This is a genomic window from Candidatus Dadabacteria bacterium (assembly GCA_009837205.1).
Classification (GTDB): Bacteria; Desulfobacterota_D; UBA1144; order Nemesobacterales; family Nemesobacteraceae; genus Nemesobacter.
The window spans coordinates 71,296-94,540 of the sequence record VXTZ01000014.1; the positions used below are offsets into that span (position 1 = coordinate 71,296).

Genomic DNA, 23,245 nt, shown 5'->3' on the forward strand with positions numbered 1-23,245 from the left:
GTTTGTCTAGCATTGTATATTATTTTTGACAGTATAAGCAATCTTCGCAACAGTCTGGCCTCATGACGAAATTCGTTACGGTTCCAATGATATCCGCCATGTATTCAACTTCCGGTGCTTGTTACTACCACCGGCTCGGTCAGTCAAGTATTCAAGCAGGTCCTCTTGGCGCGGCTGACCGAAAACAAGTCTGTAAACGGCAAGCATCCGCTTCAACTGACGAAAATGAAATTCTTCCTTGCTGTACGGAAGAATCGGTACGTGCCGTTCAACGCTCGCGCCGCCTTCGAGTTCGTAAATCCAGTACGGAACCAGATCGCTCGCACCGGGCTGGCGATCACTCCTTGCCAGCTCAAACATGAAACCCCAAGGATCGCCACACTGCTTCCAACCGTTTCTCAAAGCCTCTAATCCATATTCCTTGGCTATATTCTTTCTGACCGCATGCCCCTTGTAACGCTGGATTCTTCCTTCTCTCTGCTCAAGATCAACGGGATTTCTCGGCAGATTCCAGTGAACCACCGAATGACACCACGTGTGAAAATCAAGGCCTTCCTGCCCGATGGACGTCGAAGCGAGAATAAACGGTCTGAAAGGCGAGTTAAAAGCGTCCCGCACGGTGTCTGCCCTGACGGCGGCACCTTGGTCGTCTTTGAGCTCGCCGAACCGCAGAGCGAACCGGCAGCGCGTGTTATGGCTTTTAAGATCAATTTTCCCCGCCCGCGGGCGGACAAGCACTTCGTCAAGCTGCAACTGTGAAGTGCGGAGGGAGAGAGAGGAACCGAGCGAATCGCCTATTTTCCTACCCCGGTCGGCTTCCGACTCGTCAATAACGCCGAGCGACTCGACGAGGCAGTGGCACTGTTCATCGAGTAACGACTGGATATTTCCTTCTAGGCAGTGGCGTAGAGCGAGTATCCAGTAGGACTCATCCCGGTTGCTTCCTCTGAGAAGCGCAATGCTTTCTGGAAGATTAAATAGGGTTCTGAAACCCTCAGAAATCCGAACCGCTCCGTGAAGAAGGTCTCGTGAATCCCAGTCAAGTCCAGAAGACTGCCTTTTAAGCGCACGCAAAGCGCAAACTCCAGGTGCCCCCAAGGCCATACGACTTACGACCTGAAGAAGGTCTTTCGGCGGCCGTCCAAGCGGCGGGTGGATGTCTCGGTCCATGGCCTGTCGAAAAAGTCTCAGGTGTTCTTCAAACAGCTCTCCCCTCTCCCTCGGGCCATCGGTGGCTATTGATACCCAGCTGTCGTATCCTTCGTCAAGCCAGCGTTTCATGCCGGGGAACATCTGGCCGTCAAGAAGTGCAGGAAGAGCCCAATACCATCGTCTGTCCTCCGGCCCGCTATCGGCAACGCCATCGAGCAATGAATTAAGGAAGGGCTTGAGAAATTCGGCGGCGACATCAACCAGAACCCCAACTGGAATAAGGACATTATTTCGGTAAGACATGGCGATCTTCAAGGGGTCTACCAGCTTTGCGAGAGCCGGACTCGGATAGAGTAGAACCAGAACAGTCATTCCGCTAAGACGGCCCTGTGTGCGGGAATATCGAAGGAGGGGTCGCAACTCGTCATAAAGTGCACTGTAACTGAACTGTCCGGAAAAACGGGAAAGCATTATCCGCTCAGCCTCATATGAACACAAAGAGGCAATAGCGTCGGGAACCACATTCCAAGCTGAGAAAACCAGACATTTCGTCGCCTCGCAGATACCGGCGAAAGGACCATCCGGGGAGCTGTATGGCATGGAGGGCGGAAGCCAGAGAATTTTCCATAGTCCCCGGTTTATTGTGAGATCAAACAGGTACCTCATTCTCGGGTTAGACGGAGATATCTCCCGGTACGACTGGATGTCGTTCCTGCGCAAAAGATGATCTTTTCCCGCCCGCAAGGCCGAGACAAGTTCTTTAGGTGCGTCTTCGCACTGGGCTTCAAGTTTACGGCGAAACTCGTACCTTCTAAGAAAATTGACAAGGTAGGGACTTGATTTCCAGTACTCGACTATATCCCGCGCCCCGATGCTCGACGCTATCTTGTCGGCCAGAACCGCCCCGTGAAGGTCCCGTGGCTCAAGTGTGGACTCTTCGTGCAATTCAGAAAACATGGCGTCCCGCGAAGCCGCCATCCCGACTCTCTCAGTTCTGCACATCACCTTCCTGAGTTGCAACTGGAGGACATCTCGGGCATCTGACGCAACCTTGTCATCTCCCCCTGATACGAGACCGTAAAGAGACTGCCTGAAGGCCTGGATATCTCTCTCCAAGCCTTCTACGTCTGGGACAGAATCGAAAAGAAACTCAAGCGTCTTAAGGAAATCTCCGTAATGATCATCCTCACGCTCATAGTCAAGAGACAACATCTTGTACGGTGTGGCCGAGAGAAGAAGCGTCTTTACCTCCGGGTACTGAAACAGCTTGTGAGCCAGTCGGGCTTCAAGATTCCGAGAATCCAGCAAGTTCCTGAACCGCTGGAACTCGTCGAGTATTATAAGATCCGGCTCAAGCATATCGATGCTCATCTCGGCAAGGCGAAGCCGCAATTCCGAAACAACCGCAAGCCTCTCGGGATCACCCCAGAGAATTCGTCTCTTTGATTTTTCACAGAAAACTTTGATCCTCTCATGGAATTCCTGATCCTCTTGTATGTTCTTTACAAATGCATCGCAGATATCCTTATCGAGGCTCTCGGGTTTCCAATAGCGGGTCCACCATCTCCATCTGTCATCACTCACCCGGCACTGAAGCAACCGCCTGAAGCCCGCAGGACTTACGCCTAGCTTATTCTTAAGCATAAAGTGTATAAGCGCTCGTTCTTCATCCTTTCCTTCACTTGATTTGAGATCGAAGCTTGTTCCCGGCGTTAGGCTCACGTAATTCAAGGGATTACGCCGAATACCCGAGATATGCATCGGAAGAAGGGAAAGACGGGTAGGCCTTGCGAATTCCTGCACGTCAGAAACGTTAAGTCGGTTAATGTTCTGAGATGCGATGCTAATGTTTGAGCATACGTAAACGATATCGATCCGTTCCACTTTGCCGAGCAGGTGCTCGATCGCAAGTGCTATGACTCCCCGCACAACTAGGGTTTTTCCGAGGCCGACCTCGTCGGCAACGAGAAAACGGTCCGTAGGTTCAGAATCTGTGTAGAGACGGCGAAACACGTACTCGGCGGTGCGTCGCTGAAAGTCCTTGAGCCTGCTGAGGACACGTTTCGCATCGTGCGACTTCGGCGTCACTTCCTGTCCTCCTCCATAGCGGTCTCAAACACACTCCATAATTTCAGAAACTCCTCGGGAACGGCGGTGTCAACTGTCTGCCCGTGCGCCAAACGGCTAACGATCGCCCCAATGTCCTTGAGCTTCTCTGGATTGCGACTGAAAGCCCTCACAAGCTCCTCCAAGACCGCAGCATCGTCCGAGAAATTCCCAGTAGTAGAATCGGTTTTCTTTTTTATCCTCAAAATATCCCTCCTGCCTACGAAACCGCCCGCATATTCATCGAGCAGGAGAAGAACATAACGAAGAAAATTTTCCTCGCTGTTCAAAATAAGCCTAAAAATGGCATCATCCCGGTTCTTGGGAAGACCTTGCACCTGAAGGTTAAGCACCATCCGAAATGATATTGTCTCGGCAAGAAGTTCAAAGGCTATAAGTCCCGTAACAGATTCAGTGACAAATTCTCCTAATTCAACTTCAAGAAGATCACCCAGCTCATAAGCATCAACCGCCCGCGCCTTGGATACGGTAATCGGCCAAGCTTTCAGGCCGGATATTCCGGAAAGCTCGACCGGCCAGGCAGGAAGAAGCGTAAGCCGCCAAACATCTTTCTCCGCCTCGCAGATGACTTTCAACCCCGCTTCCCCAAGCGATTTTCTCGCCTTCTCAAGGGCCTTTCGGGCTAAATCTTCCGCATCTTCCGTGGCTTCTGAATCCCAAGACGGAACATATTCCGAGAGGATCGGGCCAAGGCCGTTTTCACCGAGAAGCGAGTCGATGCCGCCAATGCGGCTTCTTTTTCCCGAAAGTTCAACCAGTATTTCCGCATTGGTTGATTGCACAAGGGCCGCCCCGGTAGCATTTGCCGAACCAACATAGAGAATTGTGTTCCAACCTTTTTCAAGCACGTACGCCTTCGCATGCAGACCGAAGGTATCGCCTTCCAAAGGCTCTTCGCCCTCCTCCGTTTCAGCAGCATCGTCAAACATAAACCACTTCTCGGACAGCTTCAGCGTGTCGGGCTTTAGCCGCTCTACTTCTTCGGGCCTTGAAATGACGGCCACAAGGTCTTCTGTCCGCCTCCCCAGCCAAGAAAGAGCGTCGTCGGTCACAAACGGGGAGATGACGGCCATCCGTTTTGACTGCGGCGGTTCCCACTTCCTTCTTGAGGTTCCCGTGACATGAAAAGATGCTTTATCGAATCCGTCGGGTAGTTCCCATTTCGTTTTCCATACTTCCTCGGCAATCATGGCAGCCTGATTTCTCCTCAGCTCCGATACCGGTTCCGCGGCGAATTCCGGCAGGGACCGAAGAAATTCTCCCAAGGGGCGGTTGGCTGCTATGAATCGTTTGCTAGGAAATCCCTCGAGTGTGAGGGCAATATCCCAAGAGCGGTCATGCGTGATGTTCCTAGAGAGGACGATAAGCCTGATCAAGGGAGGCCCGTCCGCTCCGGGTTTGACGAAACGAAGTACCCATATCTTAGGGTGAAACACTCCTCCCTGCGGTGCCTTTACTTGTGCAATCACGGGCTCCAAAAGACCGTAGAGTAAGTTCTCCCGTGAGGGAACCTTTATGTGGCCGCAGTCGACGTAGATGCTTAGGCGATCGGAAAATCGGCGAAGAGATTCGAGAATCCCTATCGGGTCGGCTTGGTCCGTGGATTGTCTCCGTGCCAAGGCGATGTGGACCGAGAGTAGGAGCAGAGTTTCGGGATCCAGAGAGTAGGTAGTTGCTATTGCCTGATCAAAAACGTATCCCGGCGGAGGGGTGACAGCACCGGTATAGAGGCTTCTTGCGTCAGGAGACAGCATCGTTTCCTCCGCTCAGACCCGCACGCAAGTCGGAAAGCAGGATTTTAACGTTGCCCCATCTGTAGTCCATCCTCTTTACACCCGCATAGCCACCCCAACGCTCAAGCGCCTTGGTACTAAAGAATCGGGAGCGAGCACCTTTGAGATGCCTCTCCCGGTTGCGGACAAGTACCCTGCTTTCAAGATCGTCGGTGACTTTTCCACCGGTCTTAAGAGCGCAACGGTGCCAAGCCGAGACAAAAACCTTCGCCTGCCGGGTAATCGTGTATCCCGAACCTTCAATCACTTCCCAGAGTTCCCCGAGGTGAAGATCAGTGTGTTGGCAATTTTCAAGAAGAGTCTTCCACTTGCTAAGATTCTCTCGGTGCTTGTCTTTAAGTTCCTTTTGCTTGGAAAGTTCAGCGAGCATCAGGTTGTAGAGAAAAGCGGCACCTTGCATGATGACTGAGAAAAACTCTGCGTAGTCAAGAAGTAGAACATGGTCGGAAGAGAATCTGCCTCTCTCGGGATGATTCCACGGAAACTCACAGTCGACGGGTTCGCAGTTGCGCGCCAGGAGGGCAAGCAGGCTTTCTCCGTGAGATTCCATGATCCGATCAAGCAGAAAACTTGACTCTTCTGGCCCGAGGTTGAAACTCAGGTTGTCGATTCCATTGGGGAAGCCCTCGGGAGGGTCGGGCAGCCGTGGATGCCATACAGAAAAACCGTTATTTCCTTCCCCTTCACCGGAAGAAGCGTCCAAGTGCTCGTAGAGCTTGTCTACGTGACTGTGGTATTCATCCTGGGAACAGTCGACCCGTCGGATTCCCCACATCCTGAGGCCGTTCCAGTAGACCGAACTCGGCAGCCGCTTCACCGATTTTCCTGCTACTTTCCCAAAAACACCCGAGCGATCTAAGCTTTCGAGCAGGGGAGCTATCAGGTCTGTTTCCATCCGGCGGGCTCTCTCAGCAAAAGCGGGCGGAAGCACCCTTTTTCTCTCGAGTTCTGTGTAGACCCAAGGAACAAAAAGCATGTACCGGAGACGGGTCTGGATCGTGCTCGTGCCGGGAAACAGCTTGTCAGCGAACGAATCTCTTATTGCGCCAAGGCCCAGTTCCTCACGGCTGTCCTTTTCATGGAAAAGCGATAGAATGCGAAGTGCTCTCTCCCGGGCGGCGGCATCATGGTCTATCCATGTCAGAGTGGATGGCATTTTCTTTCGGCAACTTCTCCATGCGCTTCTTTTAACTTCTTCACACTGAATAAAATGCAGTTTTGCGGCATTTACCTAATAAACCATCGACAAACTCACTCGATTCCCGAAAAAATTCTATTCCACCTTACCTTATCCGCAAAACCCGGGTTAGAGAGATTCCACGACCAGTGAATCATAAATGCCTTGCCGTAAACATTTTCCACCGGCACGAATCCCCAGAATCTGCTATCGTAACTGTTGTCCCTGTTATCGCCCATGACGAAAATCCTGCCCTTGGGAACAACAAGGGGAAAGCTCATTTTTCCGCTCGTCGTGGAGCTGTTCCCCTTTTTATATATAACGCTGAAATTTTTCCCGGAGAGCGACTGCTCGTACCTGTCGGCAACAGAAAAGAATTTCTGGTCCGGATACTCGTAGTTCCCGGTGTAGGTCTGCTCCACAGCTCTGCCGTTTATAAGGACATCCCTTCCGCTTATGTCTATTTCATCCCCGGCAATGCCCACGGCTCTTTTTACGTAGAAAGCCCCTTTACCGGGCATGGGGAAATCTGTCGTATTATCCCCGCTGAGTTTGAAGACTATGATGTCGCCGCGGTCAATTTCGGAGAAAGGAAAAAACATCTTGTTGGTAAAAGGAATTCTTGTTCCGTAGACAAACTTGTTTATCAGTATATGATCACCCACAAGAAGCGTCGGAAGCATTGAACCCGAAGGAATCTTGAAGGGCTGAAACACGAAGGCTCTTATCGCCAGAGCGAGAGCCACCGCTATCACTATAGCTTCTGCGTTCTGTCGCAGAGCGGATTTGCCGTAGGACCTGAGGTTGTCTTCAAAAAAAATCCGAAGGGCTTTCCTTGACGCCCTTATCTCGTGAAGGGAACCCCTTTCTATCGCCTCTTCACAGGCAAGTATTCTCGCTTCGGCGTGATCGGCTTCCCTGGAGGCCATGAATCTCCCCTTTTTCCGGATGATGCCTCTTACCGTGCGCACAAGCTTCCTTGAACTTCTTATGGCAAGCTTTTTTCTGATCCAGGTTATGATCATGGCAAAAATGTCCGAACGTACGCGAATGCCGTTTTAGTTCAGGTCATTCGGCTGGTGGTGTGGGGTTTCCGTTAATCTCTCAACCGAGATCACTCCCCCAAGATTCTTAAGCGATTCAATAAGTTTTTCAAGTTGCTTGATATTCTCCACCGCTACCTCGAACCTCACATCTCCCTGTCCAACCCCATCTTCGCTTGCATCGGCACTGACAATGTCGACATTGAGTCCCGAAACCGTGCTTGTCAGTTCAGAGAGGATACCTTTTCTGTTCTCGCACCTAACCGAAAGACCAATTGGTATCCGCCCCGAATACTCGTCGTTCCAGGCAACCTCTATTCTCCTTTCAGGGTCTACCTCAAGCAACTTGGGGCAATTGTAGACATGCACGGTTATCCCTCTGCCTCTGGTTATGAAGCCTATGATCTTCTCCCCGGGAACCGGGTTGCAGCACTTGCCGAACTTTATGAGTATGTTGTCATATCTCTTGACGAGCACGGCGTCTTTGTACTCGTCCTTGGATATCCTGTTCACTATGTTTTTTATTCTTTCGCTTTTCTCGGTGCCTTCAGCGAATTTCCTGGGATGCATTTCCTTAAGAAGATCGTTTACCGCGGCATTGCCGAATCCGACCGCCCTGTAAAAGTCCTTTACTCCCGAGAACTGAAGCTTCGCCAGAGATTTCTCAAACTTTTTCTTCTCTCGCAAGTGGCGCAGGTTAAATCCTTTCGTCGCAAGTTTCCTGTGAGTTATTGCCTCTCCAATCTGCTCGGCCTTGCGGTTTTCCTCCTGTCTCAGCCAGCTTCTTATTCTGTTTTTAGCCTTTGAGGTAACGACAAAATCAAGCCACTGCCTGTTAGGAGCCCTGTTCCTGGAAGTCACAACTTCCACCATGTCTCCAGTTTTAAGCTCGTAGTTAAGAGGAACAAGTTTATGGTTAACAAAAGCCTGGGAGCAGTGGTTGCCTATGTCGGTGTGAATCGAATATGCAAAGTCAACCGGAGTTGCACCCACGGGAAACTCAAGGAGGTCCGCGTTGGGAGTGTAGACATACACGACATCCAGTATGAGCTCCCCCTTTATGGCTTCTATGTACTCAGTTGAGTCTTTTATGTCCTTTAACTCGACGAGATGACGGAGGTTTGAGTAGATCTGGTCGTTTCCGTTCTCAATAGAATTTCCCTCCTTGTACCTCCAGTGAGCGGCAACGCCGTATTCCGCGATTCGGTGCATCCGCTCAGTTCGTATCTGGATCTCCATCTGTTCTCCGAACGGCCCTATTACGGCCGTGTGAATGGACTGGTAGTTGTTGGCCTTAGGAAGGGCTATATAGTCTTTTATTTTTCCCGGAATTGGTTTCCAAAGGGAATGCACCGCTCCCAAGACCTGATAGCATTCGTTTTCACTCGCAGTAACGATCCGGAAACCCAGTATGTCATAAATATTGCGCAGGCTTATATTGCCCTTTTTCATCTTGCTGTAGATGCCGTATAAATGCTTGAATCTCCATGAGACATCCCCTTGAATTCCGAATTCCTTCATCTTGCCGTTAATAAGCGAGACGATCTCAGTGGTGTACTTTTCCCAATCTTTTTTCTTTGCAGACACGGTTTGGCTGATACGCTCGTATTCACCCGGCTCGGAGAACTTAAACGCCAGGTCCTCCAGCTCAACCGATATCCAGTTCATTCCGAGGCGGTGAGCAAGCGGCGCGTAAATTTCCATGGTTTCAATAGCAATCTTTTTCCGTCTGTCCTCAGGCAGATACTGGAGCGTTCTCATGTTGTGCAGCCTGTCGGCGAGTTTTATCAGCACAACCCTTATGTCCTCAGCCGTGGCGAGTATCAGCTTGCGGAAGCTTTCGGCCTGTTTTTCCACATCGGAAACATGGGGAAGACGGCTTATTTTCGTGGTAGCGTCGACGAGAAAAGCTATCTCGCTTCCGAAATTCCGTTCGATTTCCTCGCGAGTCGCAAGAGTGTCCTCTATCGTGTCGTGAAGAAGCCCGGTAACTATGGAGGGGACGTCAAGTTTTAAGTTCGCGAGTATGGAAGAAACCTCAAGAGGATGACTCAGGTACGGTTCTCCGGAAACTCTTTTCTGACCGGAGTGAACCTTGGCCGAATACACATAGGCTTTTTTTATGCAGTCAAGATCTTCGTTCTCGATATCCGAGTAGGAAGCAACCTTGTCAATGATGTCGTTTAGCCTGATCACAGCAGTGCGAACACCTCACTTAAGACCGAATCTCCTAAGAAAAACGGGGCCGTACACATTTTCCGTCTTCGAGTCCCGAGTAGCGGCGAGCATCCGCCGGCGGGAATCTTCGCTATCCCCTCGTCTTTGCGAAAGAATGACGGCCTCAATTCTCCTAGCCGCAATATCCGCCTCATCATTAATTATAATATAATCATAGCACTTCGAGCAGGCCACCTCCTCCTTGACAATTCCGAGACGAGTGGAGATGTCCCCCTCTTCCTCTGATTTTCTGTCTCTTAGTCTTTGCTCGAGAACCTCTAGAGACGGCGGGACAACAAATATGAAGACTGTATCGTCAAACACGCCCCTCAGCCTTTTTGCCCCCTGAACATCTATATCCAGAATGACGTCAACACCCGTTTTTATCCATTTTTCTATTTCAGCCTTCGGCGTGCCGTAGAAATTTCCGTGCACCTCAGCCCACTCGGCAAAGAAGCCCTGCTTGATCATGCTCTGGAATTCTTCTCCGGAAACAAACTCGTAGTGCTCTCCGCGGACTTCTCCCGCACGCATTGATCTTGTTGTGTAGGAAATAGAGAAACGGAGGTCCTCCAAGTTTGACAGAACACGGGTGACAATCGTTGTTTTTCCGCTTCCCGACGGACCGGATATCACAAACAACTTCCCACTCATGATATCAGATTATAAATGGAAAAACCCCGATATTAAAACGGCACCTGTTGCCCCGCAATTTGTGATTCTTCGCTGATCCAGAATCAGGAGATATCAAAGCGATCAAGGTTCATAACCTTGGTCCAGGCAGCAGCAAAATCCCGCACAAAAGCTTCCTCCGAGTCATCGCACGCATGGACTTCCCCAAGCGCCCGCAACTGCGAGTTGGACCCGAATACGAGATCAACTTCGGTAGCGGTCCATCTGATCTCGCCAGTCGCTCTGTCACGGCCTTCATAGACCCCTTCAGAATCAGCGGAGTGTCCCCATTCAGTCGACATGTCAAGCAGGTTAACAAAGAAATCATTGCTGAGCGTCCCGACCCTGTCCGTAAACAGTCCATGCTGCGAACCTCCGGCGTTTGCGCCGAGTGCCCGCATGCCGCCTAGCAGCACGGTCATCTCTGGCGCGGTAAGCGTCAGCAGGTGCGCCTTGTCAATCAGAAGCTCCGCCGGCGACTGCTGCCAATCGGCCGCGATATAATTGCGGAAGCCGTCCGCCTTCGGTTCAAGCACGTCAAAGGCGGCCGCGTCCGTCTGCTCTTCAGTGGCATCCGTGCGGCCAGGCGTAAAGGGAAGATTCACCGGATACCCCGCGGCCTCCGCTGCCTTTTCAACTGCAGCACAGCCGCCGAGCACTATGAGATCCGCAAGCGAAACGCATTTTCCGTTTGTCTGCGCATTGTTAAAACGCTCCCTGACGGCCAGCAGTAAAGACAACACCTTGCCCAGCTCTTCTGGGTCGTTGGCATCCCAGTCCTTCTGGGGAGAAAGTCTGATACGCGCGCCGTTGGCGCCTCCCCTGCGGTCGGTGCCCCTGAAGGTGGAAGCTGAAGCCCATGCCACCCGAACCAGTTCCTGGATCGAAAATCCTTGGTCAAGTATCTCTTTTTTCAGAAGCGCGATGTCCTCTGCTTCAACAAGTTCATGATCAACAGCCGGCACCGGATCCTGCCAGATCTGAGGTTCGTCCGGAACCAGCGGTCCGAGGCAGCAGGGGTAAGGACCCATGTCGCGATGGGTAAGCTTGTACCACGCCTTTGCAAACGCCTCTGCCAATTCATCCGGGTTTTCGTGAAAGCGGCGTGAGATCGGTTCATACACGGGATCCATGCGCAACGAGAGATCAGTGGTCGCCATTATCGTTGGAATCCGTTTTCCGGACCCGTCTGATTCGGGGGCAAGACCCTTGTCATCCACATCCTTTGCCGTCCACTGCCAAGCGCCCGCAGGACTCTTGGTAAGCTCCCACTCGTAACCGAAAAGCATGTCGAAAAAGCCATTGTCCCACGTCGTCGGATTGGGCGTCCATGCGCCCTCAAGACCGCTTGTTATAGCGTCAGCGCCGCGTCCGCTCGCATGCTTGCTCGTCCATCCGAGACCCTGCTCCTCAATGCCAGCGGCCTCCGGCTCGGGACCAACGCAGGCCGCGTCTCCAGCACCATGACACTTGCCGAATGTGTGTCCCCCTGCAATCAGGGCGACAGTTTCTTCATCGTCCATAGCCATACGCCCGAAGGTTTCGCGGATATCGTGCGCCGCGGCAAGCGGGTCGGGTTTGGCGTTGGGTCCTTCGGGATTAACGTAGATAAGTCCCATCTGCACGGCGCCCAAAGGATTGTCAAGCTCGCGATCGCCGCTGTAACGTTCATCGCCCAGCCATTCGGTCTCAGGGCCCCAGTAGATGTCCTCTTCCGGTTCCCATACGTCCTCGCGCCCGCCGGCAAAACCGAACGTCTCAAACCCCATGGACTCAAGAGCGCAGTTGCCAGCGAGAATCATGAGGTCCGCCCAGGAGATTTTGCGGCCGTATTTCTTCTTTATCGGCCATAGAAGCCTGCGGGCCTTGTCGAGATTCCCATTGTCGGGCCAACTGTTAAGAGGCGCAAACCGTTGCGTACCGGATCGTGCTCCACCGCGTCCGTCGTGGATTCGGTAGGTTCCCGCACTGTGCCACGCCATACGAATAAAAAACGGCCCGTAATGACCGTAATCCGCGGGCCACCAATCCTGGCTGTCCGTCATAAGCGCGTAGAGATCCTGTCTCACCGCTTCAAGATCAAGGGTCTGGAACTCGGCCGCGTAATCAAACTTCTCGCCCATAGGGTCCACAAGAGAAGAGTTCTGGTGAAGGATCTTCAGATTGAGCTGATTCGGCCACCAGTTCTGGTTAGCTATGCTGCCGGTCAACTTTGAACGGGTTGTGCCGTGGGTTACCGGGCACTTTACGGTGTCTTGGTTTTTATCCATATTTTCTCTCCAAAATTAACACGTCGGGATGTATATGAACGCATGGAGACGCAGTGAACTCAATACCGGGTGTGCCCCACGCACTCGGGCAGAAAATATACCACTACCGTCATACAGGCTCAAGTTGGTGTATCGATATTAAAACAGATTCCTGTTTAGAACATCTCGGGGAAATCGTCAATGATCTCGGAAAAGCTTTCCGTAACCCGGTCGGCAAGCCCAAGCTCGTCACCGGAACACGAGTTAGAAATACCGACGCATCTCATCCCTGCCCTTTTGGCCGCCAAAACACCGTGGGGGGAATCTTCAAACACAACACACTGGGCGGCCGTTATGGTGCCGTCGTAATCTCTTCTGAACCTCTCAAGGCATTTAAGGTAGACCTCGGGGGATGGTTTCGGGTTTTCCGTATCATCAGCCCCTATTACAAAGCCGAAGAACTCGGAAAGCCCTTTGTGCCTCAGTATGAGGTTAATCTCTCCGGTTAACGCACCGGAACCTATCGCCACATGAAATCTGCCCCGAATGGTCTCAAGAAACTCAACGATCCCCGGAAAAATTCTTATGTCCTCCCCTATCATTTCTTCAAAACAGATGCCTTTTTCTTTGACAAGCCGTGCAATCTCCCGTTCCGTGTACTGTTGTCCGTTATCCTCAAGGAACCTCTTGAAAAAGCTCTTGTCGTCGCAGGCAAGGTACCGTAAGTAATAGTCGGTGGGCGAGAGCTTTAGTCCCAGAGTTTCTACAATTCTCTGAAAAGCTCTGAGGTGCAGAGGCTCGCTGTCGACTATCACGCCGTCAAAATCGAATATGACCGCTTTTATCATTCCGTTTCCCCGATTTGTGAGATATGGTATTTTACTGCCGGGAGAAGCCTATACAAAGAGTCTGCGAATAACACACAGACGGGAGAAAAAGAAAAATGGATTACTATAACCCCGAGGATCTCAAGAGATTTCCCGAGATCGGGGAGTTCAGTGAAGACCTCATGGACAAGTTTTTCGAGTACTACAACTCCGCAACCGCCGAGGAAGGGGCGCTTACGAAAAGGGAAAAAGCGCTCATAGCCCTGGCCGTGGCTCATACCGAAAAATGTCCCTACTGCATAGACGCATACACTACGCAGTGCCTTGAGACTGGAGCGGACCCGGAGCAGATGACTGAAGCCGTACATGTCGCCGCATCAATGTCGGCCGGCATAAAGCTCATCCACGCAATCCAGATGCATAACACGCTGAAAAAAAACCGTGCCCTCTAGAAACAAAAACAGGAAGAAAACCTGCCACGGAACAAGTTAACGGAAGCTCTCGAAGGATACGTCATGATCCAAGAAAAAACGAAGACAGAGAATCATAATTTTTCCCGCAAACTGATCGACCAAGGTCTCGATATCAACCCTATTACGGTTGAAACCCTGCAAGTGAACATAACAAAACTTTGCAACCAGGCCTGCACTCACTGTCACGTGGATGCCTCGCCCTGGAGAAGTGAGCAGATGAGCATTGAGGGCGTAGAAAGATGTCTTGAAATACTTAGTGAAAACGACAGCATCAAAAACCTTGACCTGACTGGAGGAGCTCCAGAGTTAAACCCCCATTTTGACTACTTCGTAAGGGAGGCCAGAAGTCTTGGCAAACACGTAATGGTAAGACACAACCTGACGGTTACTCTCGACGGGAACCCCCGAACGGGAGAGGAAAAAATGTACATACCAAGGTTTTTCGCCGAAAACCGCGTTGAAGTTATATCCTCGCTTCCATATTACAGCAGCTACTTCACGGACAAGCAGAGGGGGAAAGGGGTTTTCGAAAAAAGCATAGAATCCCTAAGAATGCTTAACAGCGAAGGTTACGGGGGCGGAGAACTAAAACTTAACCTGGTATATAACCCCGTTGGGACTTTTCTTCCACCGGACCAGGTGAGCCTTGAAGCGGACTTTAAGGCAAAACTCAAAAAGAACTACGGGATACGGTTCGATAACCTATACACACTGACCAATATGCCGATTAACAGGTTTGAGAAGGAACTGAGAAAACAGAACGCCTACGAGGAATACATCGAAAAGCTTGTAAACGCCTTCAATCCCGAAACCGTAAACGGCATAATGTGCCGGAACCTGATCAGCGTAAGCCACGACGGAAAAATCTACGACTGCGACTTTAACCAGATGCTTGAGATGCAGTGCCGAAACGGGAACGGGGGGCTGACCATATTCAACTTCGACCTTCGTCAAGTGATCGACAGAAAGATAAGATTCGGTGTTCACTGTTTCGGATGCACCGCAGGGGCCGGAAGCAGCTGCGGCGGCCAGACGGCATCCTGATTCCGAGGCTTTGCGGAATGTCGCAAAAAAACGATAACGCCCTGATCGTTTTTCTTAAGTATCCGGAAACAGAAAAAGTAAAGACGCGCCTGGGAAAAGACATAGGGAAGCAGAGGGCCATGGAACTCTATCGTGAAACGGCAAGTTTCGTCGCCGACTCCTTCTCGGGTTCAAAGAACTGGACGACTTTCTTCTTCTATACTCCAAGAGAAAGAAAAAAAGAGGTTTTTGAGTGGCTGGGAGACAAAGAAGCTTTTTTTTTCGCACAGGGGACAGGTTCTCTCGGACAGAGAATGTCCCGTGCGTTTGAAAAATGTTTTTCACTGGGATTCAGAAATGTCGTCATCATAGGCACAGACTGCGTGATGATGACCGAAGAAGACCTGCAAACAGCGTTCTCGTTGCTCTCGGGAGAGCTATTTGAAGCGGTCCTGGGTCCGGCAACCGACGGGGGATACTATCTCCTCGGGCTATGCAGGAAAACGGACGCGGTTTTTCAGGATATCCAATGGAGCACTTCCCGCGTATTTAAGGAGACCGAAAGACGCATGAGGGAAAGCGGGCTTCGCCACGCGGTCATGAGAGAACTTTCGGATATTGACGAGGAAAAAGATATAAGCATAAAGGATATAATGACAAGGGATATGAAACTCGCGCGCAGACTGGAGCAAATTCTTTTGAAAGATCAAAAAAACCGTACTGAGAAAAACGAGGAGAGAAAACCGGTATGAATCCCGAAATTCTGGATGTGGGAATAATTGCTTCTTTTTTCGCCGGGGTGATCGCGTTTCTTTCTCCTTGCATTCTTCCGCTTATGCCGGGTTACCTATCGATAGTAACGCATCTTTCATACGAAGATCTCTCAGACACTCGAAACCTGCCCAAATTCTCAAGGGTGATCGTACCAAGTCTTGTCTTCATCCTGGGATTCTCAACTGTCTTTATCTCCTTGGGCGCATTCTCCTCCCAGCTTGGGGGGATGATCTCTGGCAACAAGACTTTTTTGCTCAGAATAGCCGGAATATTCATAATCCTTTTCGGAATATTCGTAATGGAGATCGTAAAGGTCCCATTTCTTGAGAAAGAACATAAAATCTCCCTTCCGCGGGAAAGGGGGAATCTTCTCGGAACTTATATTCTCGGCTTGGCGTTCGGCTTTGGCTGGACGCCTTGCGTAGGACCTATTCTCGGATCCATACTCCTTTACGCAAGCACAGTGGAAGGAACGCTAAACGCGGTTGGGCTGCTCGCGGTTTACTCACTCGGGATCGGCATACCGTTCATGCTGGTCGGTCTTGCGTTTAACAGCGCCATGGGATCTTTTAGCAGCGTCAGAAGGTATTATCCGTATTATAAGTACGCGATAGGCTCGGGACTTGTAATCATAGGAATAATGATGTTTTCAAACGAGATTCACTACTTAAATATCTACGGTCAGAAAATATTTGACGCAATTGGAATAGATTTCTGGAAAAGGTTTTAGGGGCCTTGCGGCAACATATAGAAATAGAGCTTCTGTACGCGCATTGTCTTAGGAGCAGCATGTCTCTGACCCGTGTTGCGGAGAGAACAGAAACAACCAAAATCTAGATCGGATACATCTCGGATTACGCATCTCCGTAGCTCAGGATTCCGTAGCTGTACACGCCGGCAAAAGCGGCAACGGAATCCACGGCTTCCGGGGCGACTCGTTTCCCGACTTCAAGCAGTTCCCCCGATTCCTCTACCTTCATGCCGTGGCGCTTCTCAAAAACGCTTAGGTCATCAAACCCGGTTACCCAAGTCACGTTGAAAGTTTCTTGAAACATATCAGTTGCCCTAATAACCTCGGGGTTTTCATAGGTCCTGTTAATGACGCTCAACGGATAGTAGTCAAAAGCGATTTTGAACGAAGCAATTCTGGCACACAAACTGTCAAAGAAACTGTGGATCAGTTCAAGGGGAAGATACATGCTGTTTCCTTCCCAAAGAAAAAGTATCGGTGAGTTGATGTCAAAACCCGCCTTGATGAGTTCTTCCGGCAGGTCAACGTCAAGATAGTTGCATGGTATGCTCGGGCATGGCGTAACGCCGTGACTTTCAAGAACCTTGTGCTTGAATTCCAGAAGGGCCGGCTGATCAACGTCACAGAAACGCACTCCTTCGGTCTGAAAGACCAGGGAACGCATGTCAAACCCACAGCCGAGTATGACAATCTGTTTTATTCCAGATTGAATCTCGCGTCTTGTGATTTCATCCAGTATGCAGAAGCGGTAACGGAGAATTTCAACCGATTCCGGAAGAATTTTTGTTACCCTGTCGATCTTTTCCCTTATTTCGTCCGTAACAAACCAGTGGGCGTAAGGATCGTTGAAAACGCGGTGTTCACGGTTTTTTTCCATTTCCCTGTAACAGGCTACGGCAAACGCGGTTGTTCCAACTTCATTTATGTCCGGCATGGCAGATCCATATAAAATTACGCGGGATGCGCATTCAGCAGAAACGGCATGCGGGATGCGACTTTCCTGTTATTAAAATATGTCCTATTACGGAGTTGGCAAGAAAAGATTTTTTCTGAACTTTGCGACAAAACACCCAAAGCAACCATGAAGCGAGACCAAGCGATACAGAATTCCTGCAGTCAATTCTTAGGGTGGACATTTTTTTACTGGGCATGTTGCTTGGAGAAACCCACAAGCTGTTGCCACCTCATGATAGAAAAAACAGTATTAAGAAACTCAGAAAAAGCTTTTGAAAAATAAAATTGTCATATAGATTTATCTTTTGATGAAAGTCAGGAAGTCCAGTATTTTCTTATATTTGTTACTGCTAAGCTGGAGGTAAAAATGCCTTTATACGAATATGAATGCTCTGATTGTGGAGAAGTATTCGAAATTCTGGTACTTGACTCAGACGAAACCATAAAGTGTGTGATCTGCGATTCGGAGAACATCGGAAAACAGTTCTCGACTTTCGGACTTGGCAGTAGCAACGGGAGCCTTGAAATTTCCGAGAGCGAGGATTCAGGAAGCTGCTCGCAATCGTCCTGCGGTTGCTGCTGATTTCCCGGTGCAATTGCACAAAATTTATCTCTGTATATAATTAACGTTTCATTTTAAAACACCCGATGGAGGATCGGTCAAGAAATGTGCGAAGGCGATAAAAAAATGAAGGAAGCCGCTCTTGAATATCATAGAAGCGGTAGAAAAGGAAAACTTGAAGTCCTACCAACAAAGCCCTGTGACACGGCTTGGGAGCTCTCTCTTGCGTACTCCCCCGGAGTCGCTGAGCCCTGCAGGGAAATAGACAAGGACGAAGATCTGTCTTATGAATATACCAACAGAGGAAATCTGGTTGCGGTAGCTTCAAACGGCACCGCAATACTGGGACTCGGAAACTTGGGAGCCCTCGCGGGAAAACCCGTGATGGAAGGGAAAGGGGTGCTTTTCAAGAAGTTCGCGGACGTGGACGCTTACGACATTGAAATAGATACCGATGACCCTGACGAATTCATAAAGACCGTAAAATACCTCGAGCCCACTTTCGGCGGCATTAACCTTGAAGATATAAAAGCCCCTGAGTGCTTCTACATAGAAGATAAACTGAAAGAAGAGATGGACATACCAGTCTTTCACGACGATCAGCACGGAACCGCGATAATATCGGGCGCCGGACTTCTTAACGCCTGTGAGATTACCGGGAAAAAGATGAGCGAGCTCAAAATGGCGTTTAACGGAGCCGGAGCGTCCGCAATCGCATGCGCAGAGTTCTTCATAGCCCTCGGAGCAAAAAGGGAAAACATAATAATGTGCGACAGCAGGGGCGTAATTTACGAGGGAAGAAACGCTGGGCTTAATCCCCAGAAAGAAAGATTTCTTGTCGAGACGGACAAAAGAACCATAGGGGACGCACTGGTCGGGGCCGATGTGTTTGTCGGACTCTCAAATGGCGGAGCCATCAATCAGCAAGACGTCAAGAACATGGCGAAAAATCCTATAATATTCGCCATGGCGAATCCCGACCCCGAAATACTCCCTGTAGACGCAAAGGCAGCCAGAAGCGACGTAATAACCGCCACGGGCCGATCCGATTTCGCAAATCAGGTGAATAACGTTTTGGGATTTCCCTTTATTTTCAGAGGAGCGCTTGACGTAAGAGCGACAAAAATAAACGACGAAATGAAAGTTGCAGCGGCATACTCCCTCGCAGCGCTCGCAAAGGAACCCGTACCGGATAAAGTAGCCAGGGCCTACGGAGACCAGAAATTTGAGTTCGGTCCGGACTACATAGTCCCGAAGCCATTTGATCCCAGGGTTCTGGTATGGGAGTCAGCCGCGGTCGCACAGGCTGCAATGGAAACCGGCGTTTCCAGAATCCAGATCGATCTTGATGCTTACAAGAAGTCTCTGGAAGACAAGATAAAAGACCTGCTCTAGGAAAAAACCAGCGTTTTGCGAGATTGCCTCAATCCTCCGGTTAACCGCCTTCCGCAATGCGGAAGGCAGTTCTCTAACACCTATCCGGTCCATTGATAAAAGCGGTCATATTTGATATGGATGGAGTCATAATAGACAGCGAACCCCTCTGGGAGAAAAGCGAGTCTATTATGCTCAAGCAAAAGGGGTTTGCGGGCAACGAAAGTTACAGAAAAGAATACAGAAAGAAGATAATGGGTCTTAACCAGAAAGACTCCGTAAAACTTCTAAAAGAAACTTTTGGCCTTGATGAATCCCTGGAGGAAATTCTCCACACCCGTCTTAATATCCTTCTCGAACTTTACGAAAAGGAACTCAAACTCGTCGAGGGAATTCCCGAAATCCTTGAAACTCTACGCGCGGAGAGACATGTAAAAACGGCCCTCACTTCGGGCTCCCCGATGAAAGTAATAGAGTTTGTTCTTAAAAAATTCTCTCTTTCGGACACTTTCAGAATAAAAGTTTCGGGAGACTGCGTGGAAAGAGGAAAACCTCACCCCGACATATACCTTGAAACCGCAAGGCGTCTCGGGGTCAGCCCCGAAGAATGCGTTGCGATTGAAGATTCCATAAACGGCATAGTATCAGCAAAAGAGGCCGGCATGCGCTGTATCGCAGTACCCGACCCGAGAATAGCCCCAGAAGATTACCCTCAGGCTGACATCTTCAGAAAAAGTGTTTCGGAAATCCGCCTTGAAGACATAAAGAGCTTTGCTTAAAAAGGTCTTGGACCGGGAGCCATGAATTCTGGACCTATGGGGTTCGGGACGAAAGTATCAAGTATTGCGTCTATTTCATTCATAGAATCATCGTCTATAGTCCACCCTACGGTGCCCGCGAGATCATCGAGCTGCCCCGGGCGTCGAGCTCCCCAGAGAGTGATATCGTTTTTGCATTTATCGAGAACCCACCTTACGGAAAGTTCAAGCACGTTCTTTGCGAAACGCTCAGAGGCAAGCTCCCCCAGACTTTCAACCGCACTGAGGTAATTATCGTAGACGGGCCTTCGAAACTTGGGATCAAAATTTCTTATGTCGTCTCCTAGAAACTCGGAGTCGATTTTTAGCTTCCCACCCAGAAGTCCTCTGCACAAAGCCCCGTAGAGAAGCATGGTAACCCCGTGCTCCTCACACCAGGGAAGTACGTCTTCCTCGATCCCTCTCTCGAAAAGATTGTAAGGAGGCTGACTCGAGTTAAGCGGGCAGACGGAACGGAAAATCTCCATCTGCTCAACCGAATAGTTGCTTACTCCGACAGCTCTTACCTTCCCGCTTTCAATGAGTTCCGCCATGGCTTGCGCGGTTTCCTCAATAGGGACAAGGGGATCGGGCCAGTGAATCTGGTAAAGATCTATCCGGTCGGTGCGCAGTCTTCTAAGGGAATCGTCAATCTCCTTGTATATCCTCTCCGGGAGGGAATTTCTGAATATTCCTCCCCTCTCCCACTCAAGCCCTACTTTCGTCGCGATTATCAGTTCATCTCTCATCCCGCTCTGAGAAACCGCTTCTCCCACGATTTCTTCGGAAAGGCCGAAACCGTAAATAGGAGCGGTATCAATGAGATTTACCCCGTTATCAAACGCCTCGTATATAGTCCTCACGCATTCTTTCCTGTCGCTTCCTCCCCAGAGCCATCCTCCCATTGCCCAAGTCCCAAGACCTATTCTCGACGAATTGATTTCCGTACCGGCAATTTTTACAAATTCCATTATCTCTTCCTCCCCTTCTTCATGGTTTTGGAAGATGAATCTTCCATTTCGCGGGTTACATCCGCCAGCGAAAAAAGAAGGTCCCTTGCCTCGGTGGTCGAGCGGACCCTGTACTTGGCTTTTGACGGTCCGAAACCAACCTTTATGGAATAAGCATCTTCGGGAAGTTCTTCAAAAATGTCCTCATCCGTCCAGTCGTCTCCTATTGATATGATAAGGTCCCATTTTTTTGCTTTGAGCCACTGGGTAGCCGCCTTGCCTTTGTTTATGAAAGAACCCTTGATTTCCACAACCTTGTTTCCCTCAAGCACGCCGATCTCAAGGTTCGCCGTTATGTGCGAGAGCATATCCTTAAGTTCCCCTACTCTCACGATTGAGAGTGCCGGATCAACCTTCCTGTAGTGCCACGCCAGGGAAAAATTCTTTTCCTCGATAAGCGACCCAGGGGTCCTATCGACGAAAACTTCCAGTATAGGTCTTATTTCTTCCTTCCATCCCTCCGGAGCCATATCGGACATCTTCCACTTTCCGCGTCTTATCCAAAGACCGTGTTCGGCCGCAAGACCGTTTGTCACATTGCCAAGCCAGTCGGTAAGAGTGTTTCTGTCTCTGCCACTTATAATGACAAGCTCATTTTTCTCCCTCAAGGAAAGTTCCTTAAGCGCGGAGTAGATCTCCGGGTCAGGTTTCGCATCCTGCGGATTATTCTTGAAAGAGACAAGAGAACCGTCGTAATCAAGCAGCAAAAGACACTTCTTGCTCGCCCTGTATTTTTCAATCAGTTCGCCTGTCATTTCCGGACTGAGTCTTCGGGCAAACATCTTAAGCTGTCTCCCTTTCGTTTCATCAAGCCTCTCCATGAAGTCCGCCGTCCATGTCCTGATATCGTATCTTCTGAGACGGCTCTGCATCGTCTTCATCCGCCTTTTCTGCTCCGTCTTGGTCATGGCAAGAGCGGTTTCCAGAGCCCGTGAAGTAGATTCGAGATCATTGGGGTTTATGATTATGGCTTCGCTCAGTTCCTGTGCGGTTCCCGCCATCTCGCCGAGTATGAGTACGCCCGCCTTGTTCTGTCTTGCGGCCACATACTCCTTGGCAATCAGGTTCATGCCGTCGCGAAGGGGAGTAATGAAAAGGATGTCCGCAGCTAGGTAAAGAGAAATCAAATCCTCGAAACCGAAAGATCTGTACATGTAGTGAATCGGGTTCCAGCCGATAGTATCGTAGCGGCCGTTTATCGCGCCGACCAGATTGTCAACTTCGTTTTTCAGTATCTTGTAGTGAACAACTTCCGTTCTCGAAGGCACCGCGACAAGCAAAAGAACCACCTTGCCCCTTATCTTCGGGTTTCTCTCAAGGAAAAGATCAAACGCCCTGAGTCTCTCCGGAATTCCCTTTGAGTAATCAAGACGGTCTATAGAGAGAATGACCTTCCGGTCATTTCCCAAGAGGTCTCTGAACTCGTCCTTTCTTTTCTGAATGCTTCGTTTCTTTGGTGCGGAGGAGAATTTCTCGTAATCGATCCCCATAGGAAAAGTATCGGTTCTTATCTCTCTTTCCCCGATTATAAACCGCCCTAGGGAATGCTCGTGTCCAAGTATCCTTCTTACGCTTTCGGCAAAATGCCTTACGTAGTCAAAAGTGTGAAAACCTATGAGATCAGCGCCGGTAAGCCCCTGTATTATTTCCCTGCACCACGGAATAAGCCTGAAAATCTCAGAAGACGGAAAAGGTATGTGCAGGAAAAAACCGATGCTTGATTTGGGCAACTGCTTTTTTACAAGGTCTGGGACAAGCATCAGATGGTAATCATGAACCCAGATGTAGTCCCCTCCGCGGGCCACGTCGAGAATGGCAGCGGCGAACTTGGTGTTCACGCTGATGTATGATTCCCAGAACTCTTTTTTATAGGTTCCGTACTGGACGAAATAATGGAAGATAGGCCATATTACTTCGTTGCAAAACCCTTGGTAGTAGTCTTTTACCTCTTCGGCGCTGAGGCTCACAGGATAGAAATTTTCTTCTCCGAGCCGCCGCTCCATTTCCGAAACCTGCTCTCTGGACAGACTCCCGTAATCTATCCCCGGCCATCCTATCCAGCATTTTTCGTAATCTGTATCAAGAGAACTGAGGCCCGTAGCCACACCTCCGACGCTCGGTTCAAAAGAAAGCTTCCCGTTTTCCTCCCGCACGGTCGTTGGCAATCTGTTGGATACAATTATCAGCTTTTTCATGAAAACCTATTATAATAAACGGGTCAGTCGCAGGAATAATAACCAAAAGAAAACTTAACGCTAGAAAGAACAGGA

At 49.9% G+C, this 23,245-nt stretch carries 18 protein-coding genes; 7 read left to right on the plus strand and 11 right to left on the minus strand.

The window, feature by feature from the left end; genetic code table 11:
* Positions 1–75: 75 nt before the first annotated feature.
* The 8 genes from F4Z13_02830 to F4Z13_02865 all read right to left on the minus strand — a co-directional run bounded on the left by F4Z13_02830 (position 76) and on the right by F4Z13_02865 (position 13,278).
* Entirely contained in the window at positions 76–3,240 is a 3,165-nt protein-coding gene (locus F4Z13_02830; protein ID MXZ48176.1) for a helicase, read from the minus strand.
* The gene (locus F4Z13_02835) at positions 3,237–5,033 is read right to left on the minus strand and encodes a hypothetical protein (GenBank protein MXZ48177.1); all 1,797 of its coding nucleotides are present in this window, start codon (positions 5,031–5,033) and stop codon (positions 3,237–3,239) included. Before F4Z13_02835 ends, F4Z13_02830 begins: the two co-directional genes overlap by 4 nt.
* Entirely contained in the window at positions 5,020–6,228 is a 1,209-nt protein-coding gene (locus F4Z13_02840) for a hypothetical protein (GenBank protein ID MXZ48178.1), read from the minus strand. The genes F4Z13_02835 and F4Z13_02840 overlap by 14 nt, the downstream gene beginning before the upstream one ends.
* A 95-nt stretch (positions 6,229–6,323) precedes the next feature.
* Positions 6,324–7,178, minus strand: a complete 855-nt coding sequence (lepB, locus tag F4Z13_02845; protein ID MXZ48179.1) for a signal peptidase I — start codon at positions 7,176–7,178, stop codon at positions 6,324–6,326.
* 129 nt (positions 7,179–7,307) lie between these two features.
* Positions 7,308–9,488 (minus strand): bifunctional (p)ppGpp synthetase/guanosine-3',5'-bis(diphosphate) 3'-pyrophosphohydrolase, encoded by a 2,181-nt coding sequence (locus F4Z13_02850; protein ID MXZ48180.1) that lies wholly within the window; start codon positions 9,486–9,488, stop codon positions 7,308–7,310.
* Between the two features lie 15 nt (positions 9,489–9,503).
* Entirely contained in the window at positions 9,504–10,163 is a 660-nt protein-coding gene (locus F4Z13_02855; protein MXZ48181.1) for a guanylate kinase, read from the minus strand.
* 83 nt (positions 10,164–10,246) lie between these two features.
* Positions 10,247–12,451 (minus strand): catalase/peroxidase HPI, encoded by a 2,205-nt coding sequence (katG, locus tag F4Z13_02860; GenBank protein MXZ48182.1) that lies wholly within the window; start codon positions 12,449–12,451, stop codon positions 10,247–10,249.
* 155 nt (positions 12,452–12,606) lie between these two features.
* Positions 12,607–13,278, minus strand: a complete 672-nt coding sequence (locus F4Z13_02865) for an HAD family phosphatase (GenBank protein MXZ48183.1) — start codon at positions 13,276–13,278, stop codon at positions 12,607–12,609.
* Positions 13,279–13,373: 95 nt separating this feature from the next.
* Here F4Z13_02865 and F4Z13_02870 point away from each other — a divergent pair, with 95 nt between their 5' ends.
* From F4Z13_02870 to F4Z13_02885, 4 genes are all read left to right on the plus strand, one after another.
* On the plus strand, positions 13,374–13,709 hold the full coding sequence (locus F4Z13_02870; protein ID MXZ48184.1) for a 4-carboxymuconolactone decarboxylase: 336 nt from the start codon (positions 13,374–13,376) through the stop codon (positions 13,707–13,709).
* A 63-nt stretch (positions 13,710–13,772) separates the two neighbouring features.
* Positions 13,773–14,774: a radical SAM/Cys-rich domain protein gene (locus F4Z13_02875; GenBank protein MXZ48185.1), complete on the plus strand. Its 1,002-nt coding sequence runs from the start codon at positions 13,773–13,775 to the stop codon at positions 14,772–14,774.
* The gene (locus tag F4Z13_02880) at positions 14,726–15,505 is read left to right on the plus strand and encodes a glycosyltransferase (protein MXZ48186.1); all 780 of its coding nucleotides are present in this window, start codon (positions 14,726–14,728) and stop codon (positions 15,503–15,505) included. Before F4Z13_02875 ends, F4Z13_02880 begins: the two co-directional genes overlap by 49 nt.
* Entirely contained in the window at positions 15,502–16,257 is a 756-nt protein-coding gene (locus tag F4Z13_02885; GenBank protein MXZ48187.1) for a cytochrome c biogenesis protein CcdA, read from the plus strand. Before F4Z13_02880 ends, F4Z13_02885 begins: the two co-directional genes overlap by 4 nt.
* A gap of 124 nt (positions 16,258–16,381) precedes the next feature.
* Here the strand turns inward: F4Z13_02885 and F4Z13_02890 are convergent, their stop codons facing one another.
* Positions 16,382–17,212 carry a class I SAM-dependent methyltransferase gene (locus F4Z13_02890; GenBank protein MXZ48188.1) on the minus strand — a complete coding sequence of 277 codons (831 nt, stop codon included), beginning with the start codon at positions 17,210–17,212 and terminating at the stop codon, positions 16,382–16,384.
* Positions 17,213–17,599: 387 nt separating this feature from the next.
* On the opposite strand from F4Z13_02890, the gene F4Z13_02895 reads away from it, so the two are divergent.
* The 3 genes from F4Z13_02895 to F4Z13_02905 all read left to right on the plus strand — a co-directional run bounded on the left by F4Z13_02895 (position 17,600) and on the right by F4Z13_02905 (position 19,947).
* Positions 17,600–17,815 (plus strand): zinc ribbon domain-containing protein, encoded by a 216-nt coding sequence (locus F4Z13_02895; GenBank protein ID MXZ48189.1) that lies wholly within the window; start codon positions 17,600–17,602, stop codon positions 17,813–17,815.
* A 105-nt stretch (positions 17,816–17,920) separates the two neighbouring features.
* Positions 17,921–19,189 (plus strand): malate dehydrogenase, encoded by a 1,269-nt coding sequence (locus F4Z13_02900; GenBank protein ID MXZ48190.1) that lies wholly within the window; start codon positions 17,921–17,923, stop codon positions 19,187–19,189.
* Between the two features lie 116 nt (positions 19,190–19,305).
* Complete coding sequence (locus F4Z13_02905; GenBank protein MXZ48191.1) at positions 19,306–19,947, plus strand: HAD family phosphatase; 642 nt, start codon at positions 19,306–19,308, stop codon at positions 19,945–19,947.
* On the opposite strand, the gene F4Z13_02910 is transcribed toward F4Z13_02905, so the two are convergent.
* Positions 19,944–20,936: an aldo/keto reductase gene (locus tag F4Z13_02910; protein ID MXZ48192.1), complete on the minus strand. Its 993-nt coding sequence runs from the start codon at positions 20,934–20,936 to the stop codon at positions 19,944–19,946. The two genes, F4Z13_02905 and F4Z13_02910, sit on opposite strands and share 4 nt — an antisense overlap.
* Positions 20,936–23,170 carry a bifunctional alpha,alpha-trehalose-phosphate synthase (UDP-forming)/trehalose-phosphatase gene (locus tag F4Z13_02915; GenBank protein ID MXZ48193.1) on the minus strand — a complete coding sequence of 745 codons (2,235 nt, stop codon included), beginning with the start codon at positions 23,168–23,170 and terminating at the stop codon, positions 20,936–20,938. The genes F4Z13_02910 and F4Z13_02915 overlap by 1 nt, the downstream gene beginning before the upstream one ends.
* Positions 23,171–23,245 lie beyond the last annotated feature (75 nt).